The 19,011-nt window shown below is 72.4% G+C and carries 18 protein-coding genes; 7 read left to right on the forward strand and 11 right to left on the reverse strand.

Annotation, left to right across the window (positions count from 1 at the left end):
• Positions 1-8: 8 nt before the first annotated feature.
• Positions 9-200, reverse strand: coding sequence for a putative ATP-grasp-modified RiPP (tgmA, locus tag ACFULQ_RS03260; protein ID WP_383537417.1), 192 nt, complete (start codon positions 198-200; stop codon positions 9-11).
• A gap of 131 nt (positions 201-331) precedes the next feature.
• A complete protein-coding gene (locus ACFULQ_RS03265; RefSeq protein WP_383537420.1) occupies positions 332-649 on the reverse strand; it encodes a YkvA family protein in 318 nt (105 codons plus the stop codon).
• A 211-nt stretch (positions 650-860) separates the two neighbouring features.
• Between ACFULQ_RS03265 and ACFULQ_RS03270 the strand changes: the two genes are divergently transcribed.
• Positions 861-1,889: a hypothetical protein gene (locus ACFULQ_RS03270; RefSeq protein ID WP_383537422.1), complete on the forward strand. Its 1,029-nt coding sequence runs from the start codon at positions 861-863 to the stop codon at positions 1,887-1,889.
• 89 nt (positions 1,890-1,978) lie between these two features.
• Here the strand turns inward: ACFULQ_RS03270 and ACFULQ_RS03275 are convergent, their stop codons facing one another.
• Genes ACFULQ_RS03275 through ACFULQ_RS03285 form a run of 3 tightly spaced genes read right to left on the reverse strand, consistent with a single transcriptional unit; the run spans position 1,979 to position 5,650 of the window.
• Positions 1,979-4,111 (reverse strand): xanthine dehydrogenase family protein molybdopterin-binding subunit, encoded by a 2,133-nt coding sequence (locus ACFULQ_RS03275; protein WP_383537425.1) that lies wholly within the window; start codon positions 4,109-4,111, stop codon positions 1,979-1,981.
• Between the two features lie 10 nt (positions 4,112-4,121).
• Positions 4,122-5,114 carry an FAD binding domain-containing protein gene (locus tag ACFULQ_RS03280; protein WP_383537427.1) on the reverse strand — a complete coding sequence of 331 codons (993 nt, stop codon included), beginning with the start codon at positions 5,112-5,114 and terminating at the stop codon, positions 4,122-4,124.
• Positions 5,111-5,650, reverse strand: coding sequence for a (2Fe-2S)-binding protein (locus ACFULQ_RS03285; protein ID WP_383537430.1), 540 nt, complete (start codon positions 5,648-5,650; stop codon positions 5,111-5,113). Before ACFULQ_RS03285 ends, ACFULQ_RS03280 begins: the two co-directional genes overlap by 4 nt.
• Positions 5,651-5,761: 111 nt before the next feature.
• Between ACFULQ_RS03285 and ACFULQ_RS03290 the strand changes: the two genes are divergently transcribed.
• The gene (locus ACFULQ_RS03290) at positions 5,762-6,421 is read left to right on the forward strand and encodes a maleylpyruvate isomerase N-terminal domain-containing protein (RefSeq protein ID WP_383537433.1); all 660 of its coding nucleotides are present in this window, start codon (positions 5,762-5,764) and stop codon (positions 6,419-6,421) included.
• An 81-nt stretch (positions 6,422-6,502) separates the two neighbouring features.
• On the opposite strand, the gene ACFULQ_RS03295 is transcribed toward ACFULQ_RS03290, so the two are convergent.
• The gene (locus tag ACFULQ_RS03295) at positions 6,503-7,615 is read right to left on the reverse strand and encodes a hypothetical protein (protein WP_383537435.1); all 1,113 of its coding nucleotides are present in this window, start codon (positions 7,613-7,615) and stop codon (positions 6,503-6,505) included.
• Between the two features lie 305 nt (positions 7,616-7,920).
• On the opposite strand from ACFULQ_RS03295, the gene ACFULQ_RS03300 reads away from it, so the two are divergent.
• Together ACFULQ_RS03300 and ACFULQ_RS03305 are read left to right on the forward strand one after the other, a co-directional pair.
• Positions 7,921-8,325 (forward strand): PadR family transcriptional regulator, encoded by a 405-nt coding sequence (locus ACFULQ_RS03300; RefSeq protein WP_383537718.1) that lies wholly within the window; start codon positions 7,921-7,923, stop codon positions 8,323-8,325.
• Positions 8,322-9,329, forward strand: coding sequence for a hypothetical protein (locus ACFULQ_RS03305; RefSeq protein WP_383537438.1), 1,008 nt, complete (start codon positions 8,322-8,324; stop codon positions 9,327-9,329). Before ACFULQ_RS03300 ends, ACFULQ_RS03305 begins: the two co-directional genes overlap by 4 nt.
• Here ACFULQ_RS03305 and ACFULQ_RS03310 read toward each other — a convergent pair.
• The 3 genes from ACFULQ_RS03310 to ACFULQ_RS03320 form a co-directional block, all read right to left on the reverse strand.
• Entirely contained in the window at positions 9,313-9,804 is a 492-nt protein-coding gene (locus ACFULQ_RS03310) for a lamin tail domain-containing protein (protein ID WP_383537440.1), read from the reverse strand. The genes ACFULQ_RS03305 and ACFULQ_RS03310 overlap by 17 nt on opposite strands.
• A gap of 83 nt (positions 9,805-9,887) precedes the next feature.
• Positions 9,888-11,264 carry a glycoside hydrolase family 43 protein gene (locus ACFULQ_RS03315; protein ID WP_383537443.1) on the reverse strand — a complete coding sequence of 459 codons (1,377 nt, stop codon included), beginning with the start codon at positions 11,262-11,264 and terminating at the stop codon, positions 9,888-9,890.
• A gap of 212 nt (positions 11,265-11,476) precedes the next feature.
• Positions 11,477-12,817 carry a jacalin-like lectin gene (locus tag ACFULQ_RS03320; RefSeq protein WP_383537446.1) on the reverse strand — a complete coding sequence of 447 codons (1,341 nt, stop codon included), beginning with the start codon at positions 12,815-12,817 and terminating at the stop codon, positions 11,477-11,479.
• A gap of 286 nt (positions 12,818-13,103) precedes the next feature.
• On the opposite strand from ACFULQ_RS03320, the gene ACFULQ_RS03325 reads away from it, so the two are divergent.
• The gene (locus ACFULQ_RS03325) at positions 13,104-13,988 is read left to right on the forward strand and encodes a peptidoglycan-binding protein (protein WP_383537449.1); all 885 of its coding nucleotides are present in this window, start codon (positions 13,104-13,106) and stop codon (positions 13,986-13,988) included.
• A gap of 33 nt (positions 13,989-14,021) precedes the next feature.
• On the opposite strand, the gene ACFULQ_RS03330 is transcribed toward ACFULQ_RS03325, so the two are convergent.
• A complete protein-coding gene (locus tag ACFULQ_RS03330; protein ID WP_383537720.1) occupies positions 14,022-15,416 on the reverse strand; it encodes an alpha/beta hydrolase family protein in 1,395 nt (464 codons plus the stop codon).
• A gap of 152 nt (positions 15,417-15,568) precedes the next feature.
• Between ACFULQ_RS03330 and ACFULQ_RS03335 the strand changes: the two genes are divergently transcribed.
• Both ACFULQ_RS03335 and ACFULQ_RS03340 read left to right on the forward strand, forming a co-directional pair.
• Positions 15,569-16,549, forward strand: coding sequence for an ABC transporter substrate-binding protein (locus tag ACFULQ_RS03335; RefSeq protein WP_383537451.1), 981 nt, complete (start codon positions 15,569-15,571; stop codon positions 16,547-16,549).
• Between the two features lie 137 nt (positions 16,550-16,686).
• Positions 16,687-17,688 (forward strand): zinc-dependent alcohol dehydrogenase family protein, encoded by a 1,002-nt coding sequence (locus tag ACFULQ_RS03340; protein ID WP_383537454.1) that lies wholly within the window; start codon positions 16,687-16,689, stop codon positions 17,686-17,688.
• A 5-nt stretch (positions 17,689-17,693) separates the two neighbouring features.
• On the opposite strand, the gene ACFULQ_RS03345 is transcribed toward ACFULQ_RS03340, so the two are convergent.
• Positions 17,694-18,854, reverse strand: coding sequence for an FAD-dependent oxidoreductase (locus tag ACFULQ_RS03345; RefSeq protein ID WP_383537456.1), 1,161 nt, complete (start codon positions 18,852-18,854; stop codon positions 17,694-17,696).
• Between the last annotated feature and the right edge of the window lie 157 nt (positions 18,855-19,011).

Genomic DNA, 19,011 nt, shown 5'->3' on the forward strand with positions numbered 1-19,011 from the left:
ACCTGTGTTCAGTCGTCGAAGTGAGTCTTGGAGCCCGCCGTGGAGGTGGTGGTCCCCAGCTCTCGCATCAGCGCGTGGTCGCGGGCCGCGACCCGCCCGTCCATGAGCACGTTCAACTGCCGTCCGGTGTCGTAGACGTACGGAGTGGTCGCCTCCAACGCCGCTGCCGGACGTGCGTAGTTGAGCGCGAACGGTTGCATCGTCTCTCCCTCGCCGGTACTGCCTCTAGCGGACGGCCGTCTCCCCACGACGCCGCCGGGTCACCGACTTGCTTCGGTCCCCAGAGACTTATACGAATCGAACGAGTGATTGGTTTCGTTACGCTGCGTAATCACGGTCGGCGCGGGGCCTCACGGTCTCCCTCGCCGAGCCGCAGGGCGGCCCGGTCGGCGGGAGAACCGCGCAAGGTGCGCAGCGCGAGCAGCAGGACGCCGATGTCGTCGAGGTACACCGGGTCCGGCACCAGATCGGTGGGCAGCACGAAGTACAGCAGCGCGCCCCAGAAGACCCAGCGGGGCCCGGTGGGAAGTCCGGCCCGGCGCAGCCCGCGCCGGGTTCTGACGAGCCGTACCAGCAGTCCCACGGCCACCGCCAGCGCCAGCGCCGCGAGCACCGCGACGACGACGATCAGTGCTGTGGTCGAATCCACGGGCCGACCTCCTCCTCGGGGCGCCCGACGGCGCACTGTCTGACGGATTCCCGCTTCCGGCCTCCCTAGGCTCGCCGGGTGCGGCACTCACACCCGTGGGTCATCCGAGTGGCACGCCGTCATGGACCCGCTTACGAATGGAGACCTCAATGTCGCGGTCGCACGACGGGGGCGCGTAGCAGCGACCGCACCCTGTGTCTGGAGCAGAAGCATGACCACCGGCCCGTCAGCAGCCCACCCGAACGAACCCGCCATACCGATCGAGACGGCGTACGGCGACACCGTCGGCGACCTGGTGCGTGCCGCCGTGGCCGACCGTCCCCTGGAGGACGTCGTCCACCTCATCACCCTGATGGAACAGTCGCCCCAGTACGCGCAGGCCACGGTCGCGGCCCTGCGTGCCGTCGGCGTGGACCGGTCCGTGGACGACGTCACCCGGCTCGTCGCCCTGCTCACCCGGCCGCCCCGCGACCCGGACAGCGCCGACGAGGCGATCCGGGCCGCCGCCGAGTCCCGTCCCGTGGAGGACGTGACCCGCCTGGTGGCCCTGCTCAACCGCTCCGAACTGCAACCCCACTGCGGACAGGAGGCGGTGCGGGCGGCCGCGACCGGACGGCCCGTGGAGGAACTCGTCGAGCTGATCGGCCGGCTGGCGCAGGACCGGCCCCCGCAGCCGGCGTACGAACCGTCCGGACCGTTCCTGTCACCGGGGTCGCCACCGGAGTACGAGGTCCCGGGCCCGGGCGTCTTCCCGGCGCCGCCGCCGCATCCGCCCACGCCTCGGCGGGCCGCGCGGACTCCGGCCTGGCCCGGCCGGCTCGCCGCCCTTTTCCTGCTGGTGTGCGGTGTGCTCTGCTTCCCGGCGCACCGGGACGGGGCGTCGCTGCCGGTGTACGGGTTCGCCCTCGGCGTCTCGGTCCTGTGTGCCGTCCTGGCTCTCCTGTTGGCCCTGCGGCCCGTCGTCCCCCTGCTCGCCCTGGCGGTGGTCCTGCCGGCCGGTGTGGCCGCGGGCCGGCTCCTCGACGGTCGGCTCCGCTCGGCGGGCCTGTCCCAGGCGCTGGAGCTCCCGCTCGCCCCGGCGTGGCTCGCCGGTACGGCGGCGGTGTGCGCGTCCCTGGCGGCGCTGGCCGCGCTCGTGGCGCAACTGGCGGTGCCGGCCCGGCCGGAGAGGGCGCTGCCGGAACGGCGGTTGCCGGAGCGGCCGGTCCGGGAGACGGCGGATGCGCCGCTGACGCCGTAGCGGACGGTGGTCGGCGGTTGCCCGGGTCTCGCGAGTCGACGCTGAGGCAGCTCGCAGGAGCTGTGAGCCCTTCTGAGCCCGCTGTCCCGCTATGAGCCGCCCCTCTCCCGAACCCCGCCGAGCACGCGGTCCGGTGTGAGGGGCAGCTCGCGCATGCGGGTGCCCGTGGCGTGGAAGACGGCGTTGCCGATCGCGGCCGCCGTCCCCACGATGCCGATCTCGCCGACGCCCTTGCTGCCCATGGGGTTGAGGTGGGTGTCGTCCTCGTTGATCCAGTGCGCCTCGATGTCGGGCACGTCGGCGTGCGTGGGCACGTGGTACGAAGCCAGGTCCGACTCGGTGAAGTCGCCGAACGCGGCGTCCATCGTGCTGCCCTCGGTGAGGGCCATGCCGAGCCCCATGGTCATCGCGCCGACGAACTGGGAGCGCGCGGTGCGGGAGTTGAGGATGTGCCCGGCGGCGTACACCCCCAGCAGCCGGCGCACCCGGGTCTCCCCGGTGACCGTGTCGACGGTGACTTCCGCGAAGTGCGCGCCGAAGGCGTGCCGGGCGTAGGGGCTGTCGGCGTCGGCGCGGCCCTCGGTGTCGGCACGGACCTCGATCCCCTCCGCCGGCAAGGGCGCCTCGGTGAGGCGCTCCGCGAGCCGGGCGCACGCCTCGTGCACCGCCCAGCCCCAGGACGCCGTGCCCGACGAGCCCCCGGCCAGCGACGCGGCGGGCAGATCGGTGCTGCCCACCTCGGTCCGCACCCGGTCCACGGGCACGCCGAGCGCGTCCGCGGCGATCTGCGCGAGGACGGTCCGGGCACCCGTGCCGATGTCGGCGGCGTTGATCCCCACCACGAAGGTCCCGTCGGGCAGTGCCCGCGCCACCGCCGTGGACGGATGGACCAGCACGGGATACGTGGCGGCCGCCACCCCCGAGCCCACCAGCAGCGGGCCCTCGGTGCGGGAGCGCGGTCGCGGGTCCCGTTCGGCCCAGCCGAAGCGCCGGGCGCCCTCGCGCAGACACTCCACCAGATGCCTGCTGCTGAAGGGCTTGCCGCTGTCGGGCTCGGTGTCCGGTTCGTTGACGATCCTGAACTCCACCGGATCCATGCCGAGTTCGACGGCCAGTTCGTCCATCGCGGACTCCAGGGCGTACATGCCGGGAGCCTCGCCGGGGGCCCGCATCCAGGACGGGGTGGGCACGTCGAGGGGCGCCACGCGGTGTGCCGTACGGGAGTCGGGGGCGGCGTACATCACGCGCGCGGGCACCGCGGCCTGTTCCACGAACTCCCTGACGCGCGAGGTGTGGGTGGTGACCTCGTGAATCAGGGAGGTGAGCCGTCCATCGGGGTGGGCCCCGAGGCGCAGCCGGTGCAGGGTGGGGGCGCGGTGTCCGACGACGGCGGGCATGAGGCGGCGGGGGAGTGCCAGGGTGACCGGCCGTCCGGTGTGCCGGGCCGCCATCGCGGCGAGCACCACGTCCGGGCGGGGCGTGCCCTTGGAGCCGAAACCGCCGCCCACGTGCTCGGCGTGGACGGCGACGTGATCCTCCGGGATGCCGAACAGGCCGGCCAGGACGGTGCGTACGGTCGTGGCGCCCTGGGTGGAGGTGTGCACCGTGAGCCGCCCGTCGTGCCACTGGGCCGTCGTCGCGTGCGGTTCCATCGGGTGGTTGTGCAGCGGCGGCACCCGGTAGTCGGCGTCGATCCGGACCGGGGCGGAGGCGAACGCGCCGTCGGGGTCGCCGAGTTCACGGGTCCCCGGGTAGCCGTCGTTGGCCTGCTCGGGCGCGTACCCGTCCGGGTGGGTGACGGTCAGGGTGACGTCGTGGTCCTCCACGGAGTAGTCGACGCGGACGGCGGCGGCACCCGCGCGGGCGGCCTCCAGGGTCTCGGCCACCACCAGGGCGACGAACCAACCGCGGTGCGGGACACGGGAGTCGCGCAGCACGGCGAGCGTGGCGTCGTCCGGCTCGGACAGTTCCGGCGCGTTCTCGTGGGTGAGCACGGCCAGGACCCCGGGCACCTCCAGGGCGGCCGAGGTGTCGATGCCGGTGATCCGTCCCCGGGCGATCGTGGCGGGCACCGGCCAGGCGTGGGTACGGCCGGGACAGGGCTGTTCGGCCGCGTAGCGGGCGGTGCCGGTGACCTTCTCGCGCCCTTCGCGGCGCTCTACGGAAGCGCCCAGCGCGGGCGAGGAGGCTGGGGCGGTCGTGGCCGGGGCGGTGGCGTCCATGGCGTCCTCCTCAGGTCCTGGCGGCCGCGGTGAGCCGGGTCAGGACGTCCAGGGCGAGCGAGCGCGCCAGCGGGACCTTGTAGGCGTTGTCCCGCAGCGGTTCGGCGGCGGCGAGCTCCAGGTCGACCGCGTGCTCGAACGCGGCCGCCGTGGGCGCGGCGCCCACCAGCGCCTGCTCGGCCCGGCGGGCCCGCCACGGTCGGTGGGCGAGCGCGCCGAAGGCGATCCCGGCATGGTCGACCACCCCGTCCGTCACCCGCACCACGGCGGCCACCGAGGCGAGCGCGAAGGAGAACGACGCCCGGTCCCTGGCCTTGCGATAGGCGGACGGCAGCCCGGCACCGGTCACCGGCAGCAGCACCCCGGTGACGAGCTCGCCCGGCAGGATCTCGGTGTCCCGCTCCGGATGGCTCCCGGGCAGCCGGTGGAAGTCGGCCACGGGCACGCTCCGGGCGCCCTCGGTGCCGTACAACTCGACACGGGCGTCCAGCGCGGCGAGCGCGACCGCCATGTCGGAGGGGTGGGTGGCGATGCAGTGCGGGGAGTGGCCGAGCACCGCGTGGTCCCGGTGCACGCCCTCGCGTGCGCCGCAACCACTGCCCGGGGCCCGCTTGTTGCAGGGTTTGGAGACGTCCTGGAAGTAGGGGCAGCGGGTGCGCTGGAGCAGGTTGCCGCCCGTGGTGGCCGCGTTGCGCAACTGCCCCGAGGCGCCCGCGAGCAGGGCCTGGGACAGCACGGGGTAGCGCTCGCGCACGGCCGGATGGGCGGCGAGGTCGCTGTTGCGGACCGTGGCACCGACGCGCAGTGAACCGTCGGGCAGCTCCTCGACCTGGTCCAGGGGCAGGCGGCTGACGTCGACCAGCGCGTCGGGTCGTTCCACGCCGAGTTTCATCAGGTCGACCAGGTTGGTGCCGCCGCCGAGATAGCGGGCGCCGGGGCGGGCGGCGAAGAGTTCGGCCGCCTGTTCGGGGCTGGTGGCCCGTACGTAGTCGAAGGTCTTCACCGGATCACGTCCTCGACCGCGTCGACGATGCGGGGATAGGCGCCGCAGCGGCACAGGTTGCCGTTGAGCCGCTCGCGGATCTCGTCCCGGTCCAGCGGTACCGGAGTGCCGGCGGGGGTCTCGCCGGTGACGCGCGAGGGGTGGCCCGCGGCGGCCTCGTCGAGCATGCCGAGCGCCGAGCAGAGCTGGCCGGGGGTGCAGTAGCCGCACTGGAAGGCGTCGCGGTCCAGGAAGGCCTGTTGCAGGGGATGCAGGTCCTCCCCGTCGCCGGCGAGGCCCTCGACGGTGCGGACCTCGCTGCCGTCCAGGGCGACCGCGAGCAGCAGGCAGCTGTTGACGCGGCGTCCGTCCACCAGGACCGTGCAGGCGCCGCACTGGCCGTGGTCGCAGCCCTTGCGGGCACCCCACAGCTCCAGGTCCTCACGCAGCACGTCGAGCAGGACGCGCCGGTGGTCGACGAGGACGGTGTGGGGTTTGCCGTTGACCGTGAGTGTCGTCTCCGAGCAGGTGGCGCTGTCGTCGTTCTCGCCGCTCATGATGACGGTGTCCTTCCGGCCGGGCCGAGGTGCCGTCCCCACCGCGTATCCACAGTCGGCGCTCTGACACCTCCCGTCTCCCGGAAGAGCATCCTGCCTAGGCTGGCGTGCATGAACGCCGACGTACTGCGTGCCGCCTACGAGGCCTTCGCCGCCGTCGTACGCCCCCTGGGCGACGAGGAGTCCTGGCGGCCCACCGGCTGTACCGGCTGGGCCGTCCGGGACCTGGTCTTCCACTGCGCCGGGGACGCCCAGCGCGCCCTGGTCGCACTGCACACGCCCGCGGCCGGGCCGCCCGACCGGGACGCCGTGACCTACTGGCGGGACTGGGCGCCGAACCCCGTGGGCGCGGCGAACGGGCGGCGCTGGAACCGGGTGAGCGCCAGCATGTTCCTCGACTTCCGCGAGCTGCGCGAGCTGTACCTGGAGACCACCGCGGCCACGGTGCGGGCTGCGGCGGACACCCCGGCGGAGCTGCTGGTCCGTACCCAGGGCCATGTCCTGACCGCCGCCGACCTGGTGTCCACCCTCGCCGTCGAGGCCACCGTCCACCACCTGGACCTCGTCACCGAACTGCCGGACGCGCCCGGCCCGGCCCCCGCAGGACTGGCCGCGGTACGGGCCACCCTCGACGGGCTCCTCGGCCGGCCCCTGACGCTCGACTGGAGCGACGAGCACTACGCCCGCGCGGGCACCGGACGCACGCCCCTGACGGACACCGACCGCCTCACGCTGGGCGCCGACGCGAACCGTTTCCCGCTCTTCAGCTGATCCGCGCTGGGCGCCGACGCGGGCCGCTCGTCGCTCTTCGGCCAACCCGCTCTCGGCGCCGGAGCGGCCGCTTCCCGCTCCTCAGCCGACCCGCTCGTCCGGGTCCTCGTCGCGGCCCGTCGGCCGCAGCGTGTCCTTCCAGCGCCCGAAGGTCCGCGTGAGCTGGTGCAACGGTGAGCCGGTCGGCGGATCGGCCGGGGGCTCGGGCGCCGGGGCGTTCTCGCGGTAGATGGCCAGCGCCTCGTTCGCCCGCTCGGCGGCCTCCCGGTACAGGTCCCGGGACTTGGTCATGGCCTCCAGCGCCTCGGCGTACATCGCCACCAGCGCGCGCTCACGCTCGAGCTCCTCCTCCAGCGTCAGCAGCTGCCACTGCTCGCGCAGCGCGGTCACGGCCGCCTCGCCGCCCTCGGGCAGCGGCTTCGGCATCGAGGCGTAGCGCGTGACGGTCGCGATCAGCTCGGTGGGCTCCGAGCCGTCGAGGAACACATTGCGTACGGAGAAGTCCCGGCCCTCGTAGCCGGGCGGCACCGGCGTGCCGGGCAGCACCACGGCACCGCCGCGCGGCACCTCCACGCCGAAGTCCTTCACGGCCCAGTTCAGCACGCGCAGCTGATGCGGCTGCGCCCGGTGCTCGACGACCCGGTGGCGCAGGCCCGGCGGCAGCATGTCCGCCAGCGGGCGACGGCCGCCCTGGCCCGGGGTCATGGCCTCGTGGACGACGACATGCACGGCCCAACTGCCGCGCACGGCCTGCCGCAGCACCCGCCGTACGTCCTTGTCCTCCTCGGGCAGCACGCTCAGATCCCGCAGGCGCAGCCCCGTGGCGTCGTCCCGGTCCCAGAAGACGTCGTCGCTCTCGGGCCAGAACATGGTCGCGGGCGAGGGCCAGCGCAGGTCCCACGGCTGTTCCGCCTCCGCCGCCAGCACCCACTCCTGGCTGCCGCTGGAGACGGGGGACAGCGTGAGGCGGGCCCGGACGGTCACCTCGTCCCCGGCCCGCCAGCGGGCTTCGAAGACCCGCTCCGGGGTGTCGCCGGTCCCGGGCGGTTCCTGGAAGTCGTCGAGGACCGCGCTCTCCTTGAGTCGCTCCAGACTTCGGCGCAGGACGTCCGCCGCGTCGGATCCGAGATGGCGGCCGCGGGCCAGCCAGACGGTGGAAGGTGCCGTGGAGTCTGCCGTGGGAGTGCTTGACATGGGTCCATCTGTGAGAGGGGGTGGTGCGTGCCATCGCCAAGTATCGTCGCCGAGGGCCCGTGCGGGCCAGGCGGGGTCCGGCAGCCGGACAGTGCCCGCACACACGGGGCGCACAAGGTCCACACCGAGCAACCGCCTTTCACTCGTGCCCGGTTCACGGTCGGCCCGCCACAATGACCTCTCGAACAGGGCCCGCCCACCATCCGCATTGGGGCGAGCCCTGTTCGCCGTTTCCACCGGATCGGGCGTTCGGCTCGCTGAATATATCGGGAGCCGATATATTCGTGTTCATGGCACCGAGGAACATGACACAGGCGGCGTTCTTCGTACTGACCGCCCTCGCCGATCAGCCGCGGCACGGCTACGGCATCCTGCGCGAGGTCGAGGAACTGTCCGAGGGAGCCGTGCAGATGCGCGTCGGCACCCTCTACGGCGTACTGGACCGGCTCACCGCCGACGCGCTGATCGTGCTGGACCGCGAGGAGGTGCAGCAGGGCCGGCTGCGGCGCTACTACCGCCTCACCGACGAGGGCACCGCGGCCCTGGCCGCGGAGGCGGACCGGCTCGCCGCCGGGGCGAGCGCAGCGAAGCAGCGGATCGCCGAGGGGCGGCGCACCCCGGGACGTACCCCCGGGCGCACCCCCGGGCGTCCTTCCGGAACGACCGACGGCCCCGTCGCCGGTCCCGGACTCGCCGGAGGTCTGGCATGACGACCCTGCTGGAGACCCGCTACCGCGCCGTCCTGCGGCTGCTGCCCGCCTACTACCGGCGTGAGCGTGAGGAGGAGATGGTCGAGACCTACCTCTGGGACGTCGACCAGGAGACCCAGGACCAGAGCCGGCCCACCCTCGGCGAGGTGGCGAGCATCGTCGCGCTGGCCGTGCGCTCCAGGCTCGGCGCCGGCGGTGCGCCCTGCCGGTACGCCCTGCTGGGCTCGGCCGTCCGTCTCTTCGCGCTCTTCGCCGTACTGCTCCAGGCGGCCTCCGCTCTGGTCGACCGGGTGCTGGGGCTGACCTGGGCGTCCACCCGCGGCGGCAGCCAGTGGGAGCTGTTCACGGACGGCTTCACCGGTCACGGTGTGTGGGCCGGTGTCGGAGCCGTGGTCCAGTGGTTCGGGCCGCTGCTGTGGACGGTCGCCTACTTCGCCCTGCTGCGTGACCGCCGCCGTCTCGCCCAGGTGTCCGCGCTCGTCGCGGCCCTGCCCACGCTCTGGCCGCTGTTCGACCTGTGGGCGCTCGGTTTCGCGCCCTCGGACTCCGCCTATGTCGTCGCGGCCGCCGTCCTGGCGTGGTCCTCGGCGCTGGCCCTGTGCGCGGCCCACCACCGCGACGCGCCCTCGGCGGCCCTCCCCGCGGGCACGCCCGGCCTGGTCTTCGCCGCCTGCTGCGTGCTGATGGGCGGCTCGGTGGTGGCCCTGCCCGACGGGGTCGACACCGCCTGGGCGCTCGTCACCTGCTATCTCGTGGCGGCCCTCGCCTGGCTGCTGTACCGCGCCCGGAGCGGGAGCCGCGGCCCCGCCGCCGGAGAGGCCGCCGCCCTCGCGGCACTGGGGCTGCTCCTCCTGGCGGTGCGGATCACCGCGGTGTACCCGTGGCTCGACGACCTGCCCGGCACTCTGCGGGTGGGGGTCCTGACCCAGGCGGCGGCCCTGGTCGCACTGACCGCCGCGCTGACCGTCGTGAGCGGACGCGACCTGCTCAGCCGTGGTACGTGATGTACCCGTTGCCGTCGGGGTCGTTGGCGCTCTTGGTGTACTTGTGGGTGTCGGCGTGCGCGCCCGAGGGCTTGTAGAGGTAGATCGTGTCCCCGGGGTTGTTCCACATGAAGTTGCAGTTGTTGCGGTAGACGACGTTCTTCGCGTCCGAGTCGGTGCCGTGGCCGCCGCGCAGCTTCACGTAGTCGCCGGGCTGGAGCGAGTGGCTCCTGGTGAACGTGAACTTGTTGCCGGTCGCGTCCTTGACGACGTAGCCCTTGAGGTTCACGGTCGCGGTCGACGAGTAGTTCTTGATCGTCAGGTACTCCTCGTCGGTGTTGCCGGTGGTGCAGTTGTTGGAGTCCCGGCCCGGGGCGTCGTACTGGATGCCCTTGATCTTGAGCGCCGACGAGTACTCGGTGGCATGGGCCGGGATCGCGCTCAGCGCGGTCAGCGCGCCCGCGGCCGCGACGGCGGCTATGTGTCCTCTGCGCATCGAAAAGCCCCCCTGTGAAGGTCTGGTGAAGAAGGTCTGGAGCGTATACAACCCGGACCGCCAGGGGGGCTTTTTCGGAGAAATCAGTAACCGACTCGGAATGTCGCGTCCTGCTGGTCCGTGGCGGTGGAGATCGGGTCGATGCGCAGGACGTAGTCGGCGTGCCGGAGGTAGCGGGTCGGGTTGTTGTACGAACGGAAGGACGCCCAGCTCGCGTCCGCGAGGCCCGCCGTGCGGGAGAAGGTGGCGTCGCCGGCGAAGGTCGACGTGCCGTCGTTGACGTCGAGCCGGAGCTGGTAGTTGTAGTGCCGCAGATAGCGGTCGGGGTAGTTGACCGACCGGAACGAGACCCCGGAGCTGTCGGCGAGACCCGGGACGAGGGTCCACAGGGAGTCCTTGTACGGCTCGATCGGGTACTCGTCGATCCGGCCCACGTAGTCGGCGTGCCGGACGTAACGCGCCGGGTAGTTGTAGGACTTGAGCCGGTTCCAGGCCGGCGCGCCCCACCTGGTGAGCAGGTTGGTGTACTCGGCCGCCGTGATGGTCGCGATGCCGCAGTGCTTGGAGTTGACCGGCTGGGTGTAGGTCCGCTGGTCGAGCGCCGTCCAGGTGCCGGTGGCCGGGCTGCTCGACTGCCAGGCGTAGAACACACCGTTGGGCGTGTAGGTGTCGCCCCAGAGCCACCAGTTCCCGTTGGTGAGTGACTTCACGACCGTCGGGGCCTCGGTGCCGCCGTGGGCGACGCCCGCGCTGAACTCGGTGAAGCTGCCCGGGTTCAGCGAGGTGGAACGCGCGGACACCAGGGTCTGGTTCTTCTTGAAGAAGAGGTAGTTGTAGCCGCTCACGCCGACGGCCATGTCGCCGTCGATGACGTCGTAGCCGGGGTCGAAGAAGACCTGCGGGGCCGAGGCGGTGACGAAGTCGCCGGTGTAGTTCACCATGATCACGTTGTGGCCGCTGCTGTTGACCGAGGAGTAGATGACCGCGTACTGGCCCCGGCCCGCGTCCCAGAACGCCTCGGGCGCCCAGCTGTGGGTGGTCATGTCGTGGAGTTTCAGGCGCCGGTAGCCGGTGAAGGTGCGCAGGTCGGCGGAGTCCCAGACGTGGATGTACTGGCTGTTGTAGCTCCAGTCGGTGCCCTTGAGGTCGGTGGCGAGCACGACGAAGGTGCCGTCCTGCTTGCGCAGCAGGAACGGGTCGCGCAGGCCGAGGGCGCCCGCGGTGGGGGTGACCAGGGGGTTGTTCTGGTTGAGCGGTGTCCAGTTGAGCCCGTCGGGGCTGACGGCGAGGTGGAGGCCGTAGTCGGTGCCGTCGCCGAGGTTGGTGGACTCGGTGAAGTAGACCATCGCGTACGCCGAGTCGGCGGCGTGCGCGGTGCCCGCGCCGAGGGCCAGGGTGAGGGGGACGGCGGCGGTCATGCCCAGGAGGCCGCGGCGGGACAGGTGGGGGTGTGCGCTCATCGTGTCTCTCCAAGGTGGCGTGCGGGGGCACCCAGAGGTGGCGTAGGGGGATCCCAATGGCCGGTATTTCGAACGGAGTTCGGGAAATCGATCAGAAAGTAGGGCCTGGCCATGAGCGCGTCAATCGTCCGGTCGCACCTTTGTGGTTCCTGTGAACCCGTCTGTGGTTCCAGTGCACCCGGGGCGCCGGCGAGCGCCCCGGGGCGGGTGGTTCAGCGCTGGGTGTAGATGAAGCCGATCTTGTCGACCTCGTCGCCCGTACGGCCGTGGAAGCCGGCGATCTGCCAGCCGGTCGGCGCGGTGCGGGTCACGCAGTCCGAGGTCGTGGTGCCGCCGGCCAGCGTGCGGCCGAGGCTGGTCGTGAACTTGGCGTAGAAGATACGGGTGCGGCCGTCCTTCGCCCCCTGGCAGAGCTGGGCGGCGGTGACGTACTCGCCGCTGCCGAGGGTGAGGGAGGAGGCGGTGCCGCCGGTCCCGCCGTGGGTCAGCGTGGTGCCGTCGGTCAGGGTCAGGCTCATCTGGTCGACCCGGGACCCGGCCCGCAGCCCTATGGTCGTGGCGCGGGCGCCGGCGGGGACGGCGGCGATGTCGTTGAAGTAGTCGCCGTGCGGACCGCCGAACTGGTCGCTGAGCTGGTAGGCGGCGTTGCGCTGCCAGGTGAAGCCGACCGTGATCGGGTCGTGGTCGGAGAGCATCAGCCCGTCGCTGGTGAGGAACTTGGCGTGCTCGTTGTTGTAAGACGTCGCGTTCAGGGAGACGAGCTTGCTGCCCCGGTAGAGGACCTTGTCGACGACCTCGCAGGTGTTGGGCACGGTGGGACCGGTCTGGTCGCAGACCAGGGCGTCGCTGCCCTTGGCGGGCGGGGTGCCGCCGCGGACGAGCTGGACCCAGGGGTCGGTCAGGCCGTTGGCCGCGGCGAACTCGGCGATGGTGTCGCCGGAGCGGGTGTAGCGGGTGTTGGTGTCGCCCATGACGACCACCGCGTTGCCCTTGGAGTGGCTGTTGATGAACGCGGTGAGCTGGTTGAGGTTGTCCGCGCGCGAGGCGAGGTCGCCGTCGTTGGTGCCCGCGTTGGTGTGCAGGTTGTAGAAGTCGACGTAGACACCCTCGGCGAGGCGCTCACGCATGAAGGTGAAGCCCTTCGGGGTCAGGCAGTCACCCGAGTCGTACTGGCAGGAGTTCCACCGCACGCGCTCGAAGTCGTCCACGTCGTAGGGGATCTTCGAGAGGGTGTTGAGACCGCTGCCGATGCCGGCGCCACCGCTGGTGGGGGTGCGGTAGGCGTGGTTGGTGTCGCCCGCGTAGAGGTAGGCGTGGTAGTTGAAGTCCTCCTCCACATGGACGATGTCGTACGGCGCGATCCGCTGGCCGATCGCCGTGGTGCTCGGCTCGCGCGGGGTCGGGGCGCTGGAGATGGCCTCGGGCAGGCCGGCCACGTTGTAGCTGAGGACGCTGAAGCTGCCCGAGTCGGCGGCCGAGGCGGCCGGGGCGGCCGCGGTGAGCCCGCCGAGGACGGCGGTGGCCGCCGCCAGACAGGCGAGGAGTCTGCGCATGGGGAGTGTCTCCTGAAGGAGTGGCGCGGGTGGAGTGATGCGGGCGGGACAGAAGTTACCGCCGGTTACCCCATGTTGTCGCCGTCTCGTGCATCCATCTTCCGTCAAGTCGCCCGCCTCTGAAGGGGTGTTGGGGCCTCCCGCCCGCGTTCGTTCACCTCCGCTTCAAGCGCGGTGGCTGAATCTCGCCCCTGTGGATGTCGTGGGTCCAGATCGAGAAGAGTTGTGGAATTTCCGCGCGGCATATCTGTCTACGATATGAAGAACGTAGGGAGAGGGAACGCGCGTGAGTGAACCACCAGTCCTCGTCTGCCCTGAGTGCGGGGCGCCCCGGGCTGCGGACGGCACTCCCTCCTGCACGTGCGCGCACCGCGCCGCCGAGGCGCACCTGGAGTCCCGTACGGCCGAGGCGGCGGCCGCCGAGGACTTCGACCCGGTACGCATCCGGCCGTTCGTGGAAGTCGGCGAGGAGCCCGCGAAGTCGGCTGACGAGCTCGAACGGCCGGTGTTCTCCGGGGACTTGGCCACCGAGGGCGAGACGGTGAAGGCGCCTGACGAGGAGCCGGCCGTCGAGTCCCCCGCCGATGCCGAACCGGCCCCTCGCGGGCGGCGGACGGTGTTCGTCGCCGGGACGGGGGCGGTCGTCGCCGTCCTGGTCACCGGCGGGTTCTTCGGCGGACTCTTCTCCTACGACGGCCCCGCGCGCGACAGTTCGGTGGCCGGCGGTGTAAGGGCCGGCGTACCGGAGGAGTCACCGTCGAGCGGCCCTTCCGTCAACTCCCCGTCTGCCACGGCTACGTCGACCGACGCGTCCGCGTCGCCCTCCTCCTCGCCGAGCGCGGCCCCGAGCGACAGCGCGACCCCGTCGGGCACGCCCACCCCGACCCTCGCCCCCTCCAGCGCCACCGCGACCGTGGCCCCGGTCCCGACCGTCTCGAACGGACAGCCCCCGGTGCTCCGTTACGGCGACCAGGGGCCCGAGGTCGTCGAACTCCAGCTCCGCCTGAAGCAGGTCGGGCTCTACGGCGGGGAGGCGGACGGCGACTTCGACCGGACGGTCGAGAGCGCGGTCAGCACCTACCAGGTCACGCGTGTCGTCTTCCAGGACGGGTCGGGGGTGTACGGCGCGGCGACGCGGACCTCGCTCGAATCCGAGACCACGGAGCCGTGACCCGGCGGACCGCGTCGGTCGAGCAGGGCCCGGTCAGGGCTGTGACCGGTGTCCGTCGGACGGATGGGACCGGTCGTAGGGGCGGGGGTAACGCGCCGGCACGTACGGGATGTAGCGGGCCGCCGAGGCCGGATCGGCTTTCGTAGCACGGGAGTTGAGTGCTGCGGGATCGCTGTCGCGCCAGCGGCCGGTGGTGATCCGGTCCTCCAGGGTGTGCAGCGCGGCGATCTGCTCGCCCGGGCTGAACGTGCAGTGGCCCGCGTTGTCGACGTAGCGCTGCCGCAGCAGGGGTGCCGGTCCCGCGGCCGTGGCGGCCCGGCGGTAGGCGCTCTCGGACTGGACCGGGATCAGCGCGTCGCCGGTGGTGTGGATGGTCAGCTGGGGCTTGGTGAGGCGCCCGGTGAAGGTGCTCGTCCGGCTCATCCACCGGACCGCCTGGGCGTCGGCGCGGACGCGCGGGGCCTTTTCGAGGGCGTTGAGGTCGGACCTCAGGGACAGGCCCGCCTTCGCGTACAGCCCCTCGACCTCCTTGAGGTAGGGGGAGCGGTGGAGCAGGGCCCGGTAGTCGATGCCGGTGTTCCACGACATGGAGCCGCCGGCCCGGGACTCGGCCTCCTCGCGCCAGACGAAGGCGGGGAGCCGCACCAGCCCGACGACGGCCTGGTACTGCCCGGTCTGCTGGGCTTCCCAGTCGGTGGGGGCGGGCCGGGGCTGTGACGGGTCGTTCCAGCCGGGGATGTTGTGCAGGGCCGCGGCGAGCGCGATGCGGGCCCGTCCGCCGGCGGTCTGCTGCGCCCCCGCGAGCACGGCGGTCATCGCGTCGGCGGCCCCGGTCGCGGCGGCCTGGCTCGGCAGCCGGGTCAGGGGGATGTCCGAGCCGGGGGCGAGGAGTGTCCTGAGGGCGAAGACCGGGTCCAGGGTGCTGTTCCAGTTGGCGACCCCGCCCTGCACCAGCCCGCACATCGACAACGTACCGGCCAGGCGGGACGCGTGACGCTCCGCCAGGGCGGTGGTGACGAGACCGCCGTAGGAGGTGCCCCAGGCCAGGGTGCGTCCGGCACGGCCGAAGCGGGCGGTGAAGGCGTCGAGGGTGGCCAGTTGGTCGGGCACGGCCTCGGTGACGGCCCAGCCGGTGGTCGCGTACGAGGACCCGATGAGCGCGTACCCCTGGTCCAGGAGAAGGGACTTGGTGGTGTCGTCGGGCGCGTTGCGCGCCGGGTTGGGCACGCCGGCCGGTGTGTAGCCGTGGCTGTAGAGGAGGACCGTGCCGTTCCAGTCGGCGGGAACGTCCATGAGGTACGTGGCTCCTGAGGGCAGCCGGCCCTCGGCATGGACGTCCTCGGCGGCGGCATGGGCGGCCGGGGCGAGCGGGGCGGCGAGCAGCAGGGCCGCGACGGCGACGAGCGTACGGGTGCGGATGCGGTGCATCACGAGACGTGGGCTCCTTGGCGCAGTCCGTTTTTCCTGCGGTCGGGGGGACTGACACCGCGAAGGTAGGCGTGTACATTGCGGGCGTCAATGATGTGCACAACATCAATGGGCGGGTCGTGAGGTGTCTGCCGCCTCGTCAGGAGGGCCCCATGCGAAGGCGCATGCTCGGACTTGCCGTTGCGGTGATGACCCTCGCGGGTGCCGCCGGATGCGGATCGTCGGACTCCGGCAGCGGCGGTGCCTCGTCCGCGGGCGGCTCAGGGAAGACGACGCGGGTGACGGTCGGGGTCATCCCCATCGTCGATGTGGCGCCGCTCTATCTCGGGCAGAAGAAGGGCTTCTTCGCCGAGCGCGGGATCGAGCTGAAGACGGTCACCGCGCAGGGCGGGGCGGCCATCATCCCCGGGGTGGTGAGCGGGCAGTTCCAGTTCGGCTTCAGCAACACCACGTCCCTGATGCTCGCGCAGACCAAGGGCGTTCCCGTGAAGTCGGTGGTCAACGGGGCCGCGTCCAACGGCAAGGTGGGGGCCGACGTCACCGCCGTCCTCGTCAAGAAGGACAGCCCCGTCAGGTCCGCGAAGGATCTCGCCGGGCGCACCGTGGCCGTCAACACCCTCCAGAACATCGGGGACACCACGGTCCGCGAGTCGGTGCGCAAGGCCGGCGGTGACCCGACGAAGGTGAAGTTCGTCGAGATCCCCTTCGACCAGATGCCGGCCGCGCTGGACGGCGGCCGCGTGGACGCCGCGTGGATGGGGGAGCCGGCCCAGACCGTCGCCAAGGCGCAGGGGGCCCGGGTCGTCGCCTCGCCCTTCGCCGAGACCGACCCGAAGCTGACGGTGGCGACCTGGTTCACCTCGGCGAAGATCGTGCAGCAGGATCCGGCGCTGGTGAAGAACTTCACCGAGGCGATGACGGAGTCGCTGGAGTACGCCACCGCTCACCCGGACGAGGCCCGGCAGATCCTCACCACCTACACCAAGATCGGCGGCGATGTGCTGAGCGGGCTCATCCTCCCCGCCTGGCCGCCCCAGGTCGACACGGCCTCCCTGGAGAAGCTCGCCGCCCTCGGCGAGGGGGACGGCATCTTCGGCGGCAAGAAGCCGGACATCCAGGCGCTGTTCCCCTGACGGGCCGCCGCGCTGAACGGCGGCCGCCCACAAGGAAGTTCGACATCTCTCGTAGTTTGACAGTCATCGTACTGTGCGGTTGGGTCGATGACGGGCGAACGGGGTCGCCGTCGCCGTCCGACGGGAGGGGATGCGCCATGACCAGGACCGTGCTGTTCCATGAACTCGGCGGACCGGAGGTGCTGCGGATCGAGCACGTCGAGGTCGGCGCACCCGGCCCCGGCGAACTGCTGGTCCGCGTGGACGCGATCGGGCTCAACCGTGCGGAGGCGCTGTTCCGCGGCGGCCACTACATCGAACCGGTCAAGGAGTTCCCGGCCCGCCTCGGCACCGAGGCCGCCGGTGTGGTCGAGGCCGTGGGCGCCCGGGTGACGGGGTTCGCGGCGGGACAACCGGTCAGCGTGATCCCCGCCTTCTCCATGAACGACCACGGGGTCTACGCCGAGCGCGCGATCGTGCCCGCGCACGCCGTCCTGCACCGCCCGGAGGGCCTCGACGCCGTCGCGGGCGCCGCCGTGTGGATGCCGTACCTCACCGCGTACGGCGCCCTCGTCGACGTCGGCGGTATGCGGGCCGGTGACACCGTCGTCCTCACCGCCGCCTCCAGCAGCGTCGGCCTGGCCGCGATCCAGGTCGCCCGCCGCGTCGGTGCCAGGCCTCTCGCCACCACCCGGAGCCGCGCCAAGAGGGACGCCCTCCTCGCGGCGGGCGCGGCCGAGGTGATCGTCACCGACGAGGAGGACGTCGCCGGACGCGTGCTCGAACTGACCGCCGGACAGGGCGCCGAGCTCGTCTTCGACGCCGTCGCCGGACCCGGGGTCCGCGAACTGGCCCGGGCGGTCGCCCCCGGCGGCACGCTGTTCCTCTACGGCGCCCTCAGCGGCGAGCCCACCCCCTACCCGGGGTTCGACCTGGGCATGCCGGCGCTGAACATGCGCACCTACACCGTCACCCGCGAGACGACCGCCCACCCCGAACGGCTGCGCCGGGCGGTGGCGTTCGTCTCCTCAGGGCTGAGCGGCGGGGCCTTCACCCCGGTCGTGGACCGGGTGTTCGCCCTGGACGACATCGTGGCGGCGCACCGCCATCTGGAGGCGGGGACGCAGATCGGGAAGATCGTGGTGACCGTCGACCACTGACGGCGTCAGCCGCGTGCGGCCCCCCGCTCGGCCCAGAGGTCGGTGTGCCAGTCCAGGAGCCGGACGAGGCCCGCGTCCACGGCGGGCCTGGGCGCGCCGGACGGGGTGTGGGTGCCCCGGGAGATGTTGCCGCTGACGGTGATGTTGTGCTCCACACGCGGGCGGCGGAGCTTCTCGTACAGGGCGAGTGCGGTGTCCGGGTCCGGCGCGTCCCGCAGGGACTTCGCGAGGACGACGGCGTCCTCCAGCGCCATCGAGGCGCCCTGGCCGGTTGCGGGGGAGGCCGCGTGGGCCGCGTCCCCGATGAGCAGGGTCCGCCCGGAGCGCCAGGGCGTGCCGGTGGGGATCTCGGTGGCGTTGGTGACCATGAGGTCCTCGCCGGTCGCCGCGACCAGGTCCGCGGCCGGGCCGGCGTCCTTGCGCAGCAGCGGCAGCAGCAGCTCGCGCCAGTGGGCGGGCGTGCCCTGCGCCAACTCCGCGGCGGACAGCGGATCTCCGGTCACCCGGGCGAACCAGTACGTCTCCCCGTCGGGCGACACCGCGTAGCCGAACGCGGCCCCGCTGCCGCGGACCATGGTGATGCACGCGTCCGGTCCCGAGGGCGCCGCGGCGCGCGTGTAGCCGTAGAAGACGTACTGGCCGGAAGGGAACGGCCGGGTGGTGGGCGAGACCGCCCGGCGCACGGCGGAGTTCAGGCCGTCGGCGCCGATCAGCAGGTCGCCGCTCGCGCTGGCGCCGTCGGTGAAGTGCGCGCTGACGCCGTCGGGGCCGTCCTCGACGGAGGCGAGGCGGGCGCCGTGCCGCAGGGGGATGCCGCGGCGGGCGGCCTCGGCCTGGAGCGCGGTGTTGAGGTCGCCGCGGCGCAGGCACCGGTAGTTCAGCAGCGGGTCGGCGGCCTCGCCCATCGGCGCGTGCGCCACCTCGGTGCCCCGGTCGTCCAGGACCCGCAGTGAGGTCAGCGGGAAGCCGATCGCGGTGACCGCCTCGGAGGCGTCCACCTGGGCCAGCGCGCGCATGCCGTTGCTCGCCAGGGTGAGGAACGCGCCGATGTCCTCGGCCGCGTCGGGATGCGCCTCGTGCACCGCGACCTCGATGCCCGCCTTGTGCAGTGCCAGGGCCGCCGCCGTGCCGGCGACCCCGCCGCCGATGACCAGTACGCGTGCCACACCCACCCCGTTCGTCCGCGTGCGCCCGCACGGCCGTACAGGCAGGGAAGGAACGACCGGGCGCTCCCGCGGGTTCCGTGAACGACGCGACGCCGGTCGTACCGCGCCTTCGACAGGCTGCGGCACGACCGGCGTCCGGTCGCTTCCCCGCGGGTCA

It is taken from the genome of Streptomyces sp. NPDC057253 (assembly GCF_042669125.1).
GTDB lineage: Bacteria > Actinomycetota > Actinomycetes > Streptomycetales > Streptomycetaceae > Streptomyces.

What these genes read in the sequence shown, in the direction of transcription:
- tgmA (WP_383537417.1), bottom strand. Translation starts at nt 200, where the DNA reads ATGCAACCGTTCGCGCTCAACTACGCACGTCCGGCAGCGGCGTTGGAG.
- ACFULQ_RS03315 (WP_383537443.1), bottom strand. Translation starts at nt 11,264, where the DNA reads ATGAGCGCACACCCCCACCTGTCCCGCCGCGGCCTCCTGGGCATGACC.
- ACFULQ_RS03330 (WP_383537720.1), bottom strand. Translation starts at nt 15,416, where the DNA reads ATGCACCGCATCCGCACCCGTACGCTCGTCGCCGTCGCGGCCCTGCTG.
- ACFULQ_RS03305 (WP_383537438.1), top strand. Translation starts at nt 8,322, where the DNA reads ATGACGACCCTGCTGGAGACCCGCTACCGCGCCGTCCTGCGGCTGCTG.
- ACFULQ_RS03285 (WP_383537430.1), bottom strand. Translation starts at nt 5,650, where the DNA reads ATGAGCGGCGAGAACGACGACAGCGCCACCTGCTCGGAGACGACACTC.
- ACFULQ_RS03335 (WP_383537451.1), top strand. Translation starts at nt 15,569, where the DNA reads ATGCGAAGGCGCATGCTCGGACTTGCCGTTGCGGTGATGACCCTCGCG.
- ACFULQ_RS03290 (WP_383537433.1), top strand. Translation starts at nt 5,762, where the DNA reads ATGAACGCCGACGTACTGCGTGCCGCCTACGAGGCCTTCGCCGCCGTC.
- ACFULQ_RS03300 (WP_383537718.1), top strand. Translation starts at nt 7,921, where the DNA reads ATGACACAGGCGGCGTTCTTCGTACTGACCGCCCTCGCCGATCAGCCG.
- ACFULQ_RS03295 (WP_383537435.1), bottom strand. Translation starts at nt 7,615, where the DNA reads ATGTCAAGCACTCCCACGGCAGACTCCACGGCACCTTCCACCGTCTGG.
- ACFULQ_RS03320 (WP_383537446.1), bottom strand. Translation starts at nt 12,817, where the DNA reads ATGCGCAGACTCCTCGCCTGTCTGGCGGCGGCCACCGCCGTCCTCGGC.
- ACFULQ_RS03275 (WP_383537425.1), bottom strand. Translation starts at nt 4,111, where the DNA reads ATGGACGCCACCGCCCCGGCCACGACCGCCCCAGCCTCCTCGCCCGCG.
- ACFULQ_RS03340 (WP_383537454.1), top strand. Translation starts at nt 16,687, where the DNA reads ATGACCAGGACCGTGCTGTTCCATGAACTCGGCGGACCGGAGGTGCTG.
- ACFULQ_RS03310 (WP_383537440.1), bottom strand. Translation starts at nt 9,804, where the DNA reads ATGCGCAGAGGACACATAGCCGCCGTCGCGGCCGCGGGCGCGCTGACC.
- ACFULQ_RS03270 (WP_383537422.1), top strand. Translation starts at nt 861, where the DNA reads ATGACCACCGGCCCGTCAGCAGCCCACCCGAACGAACCCGCCATACCG.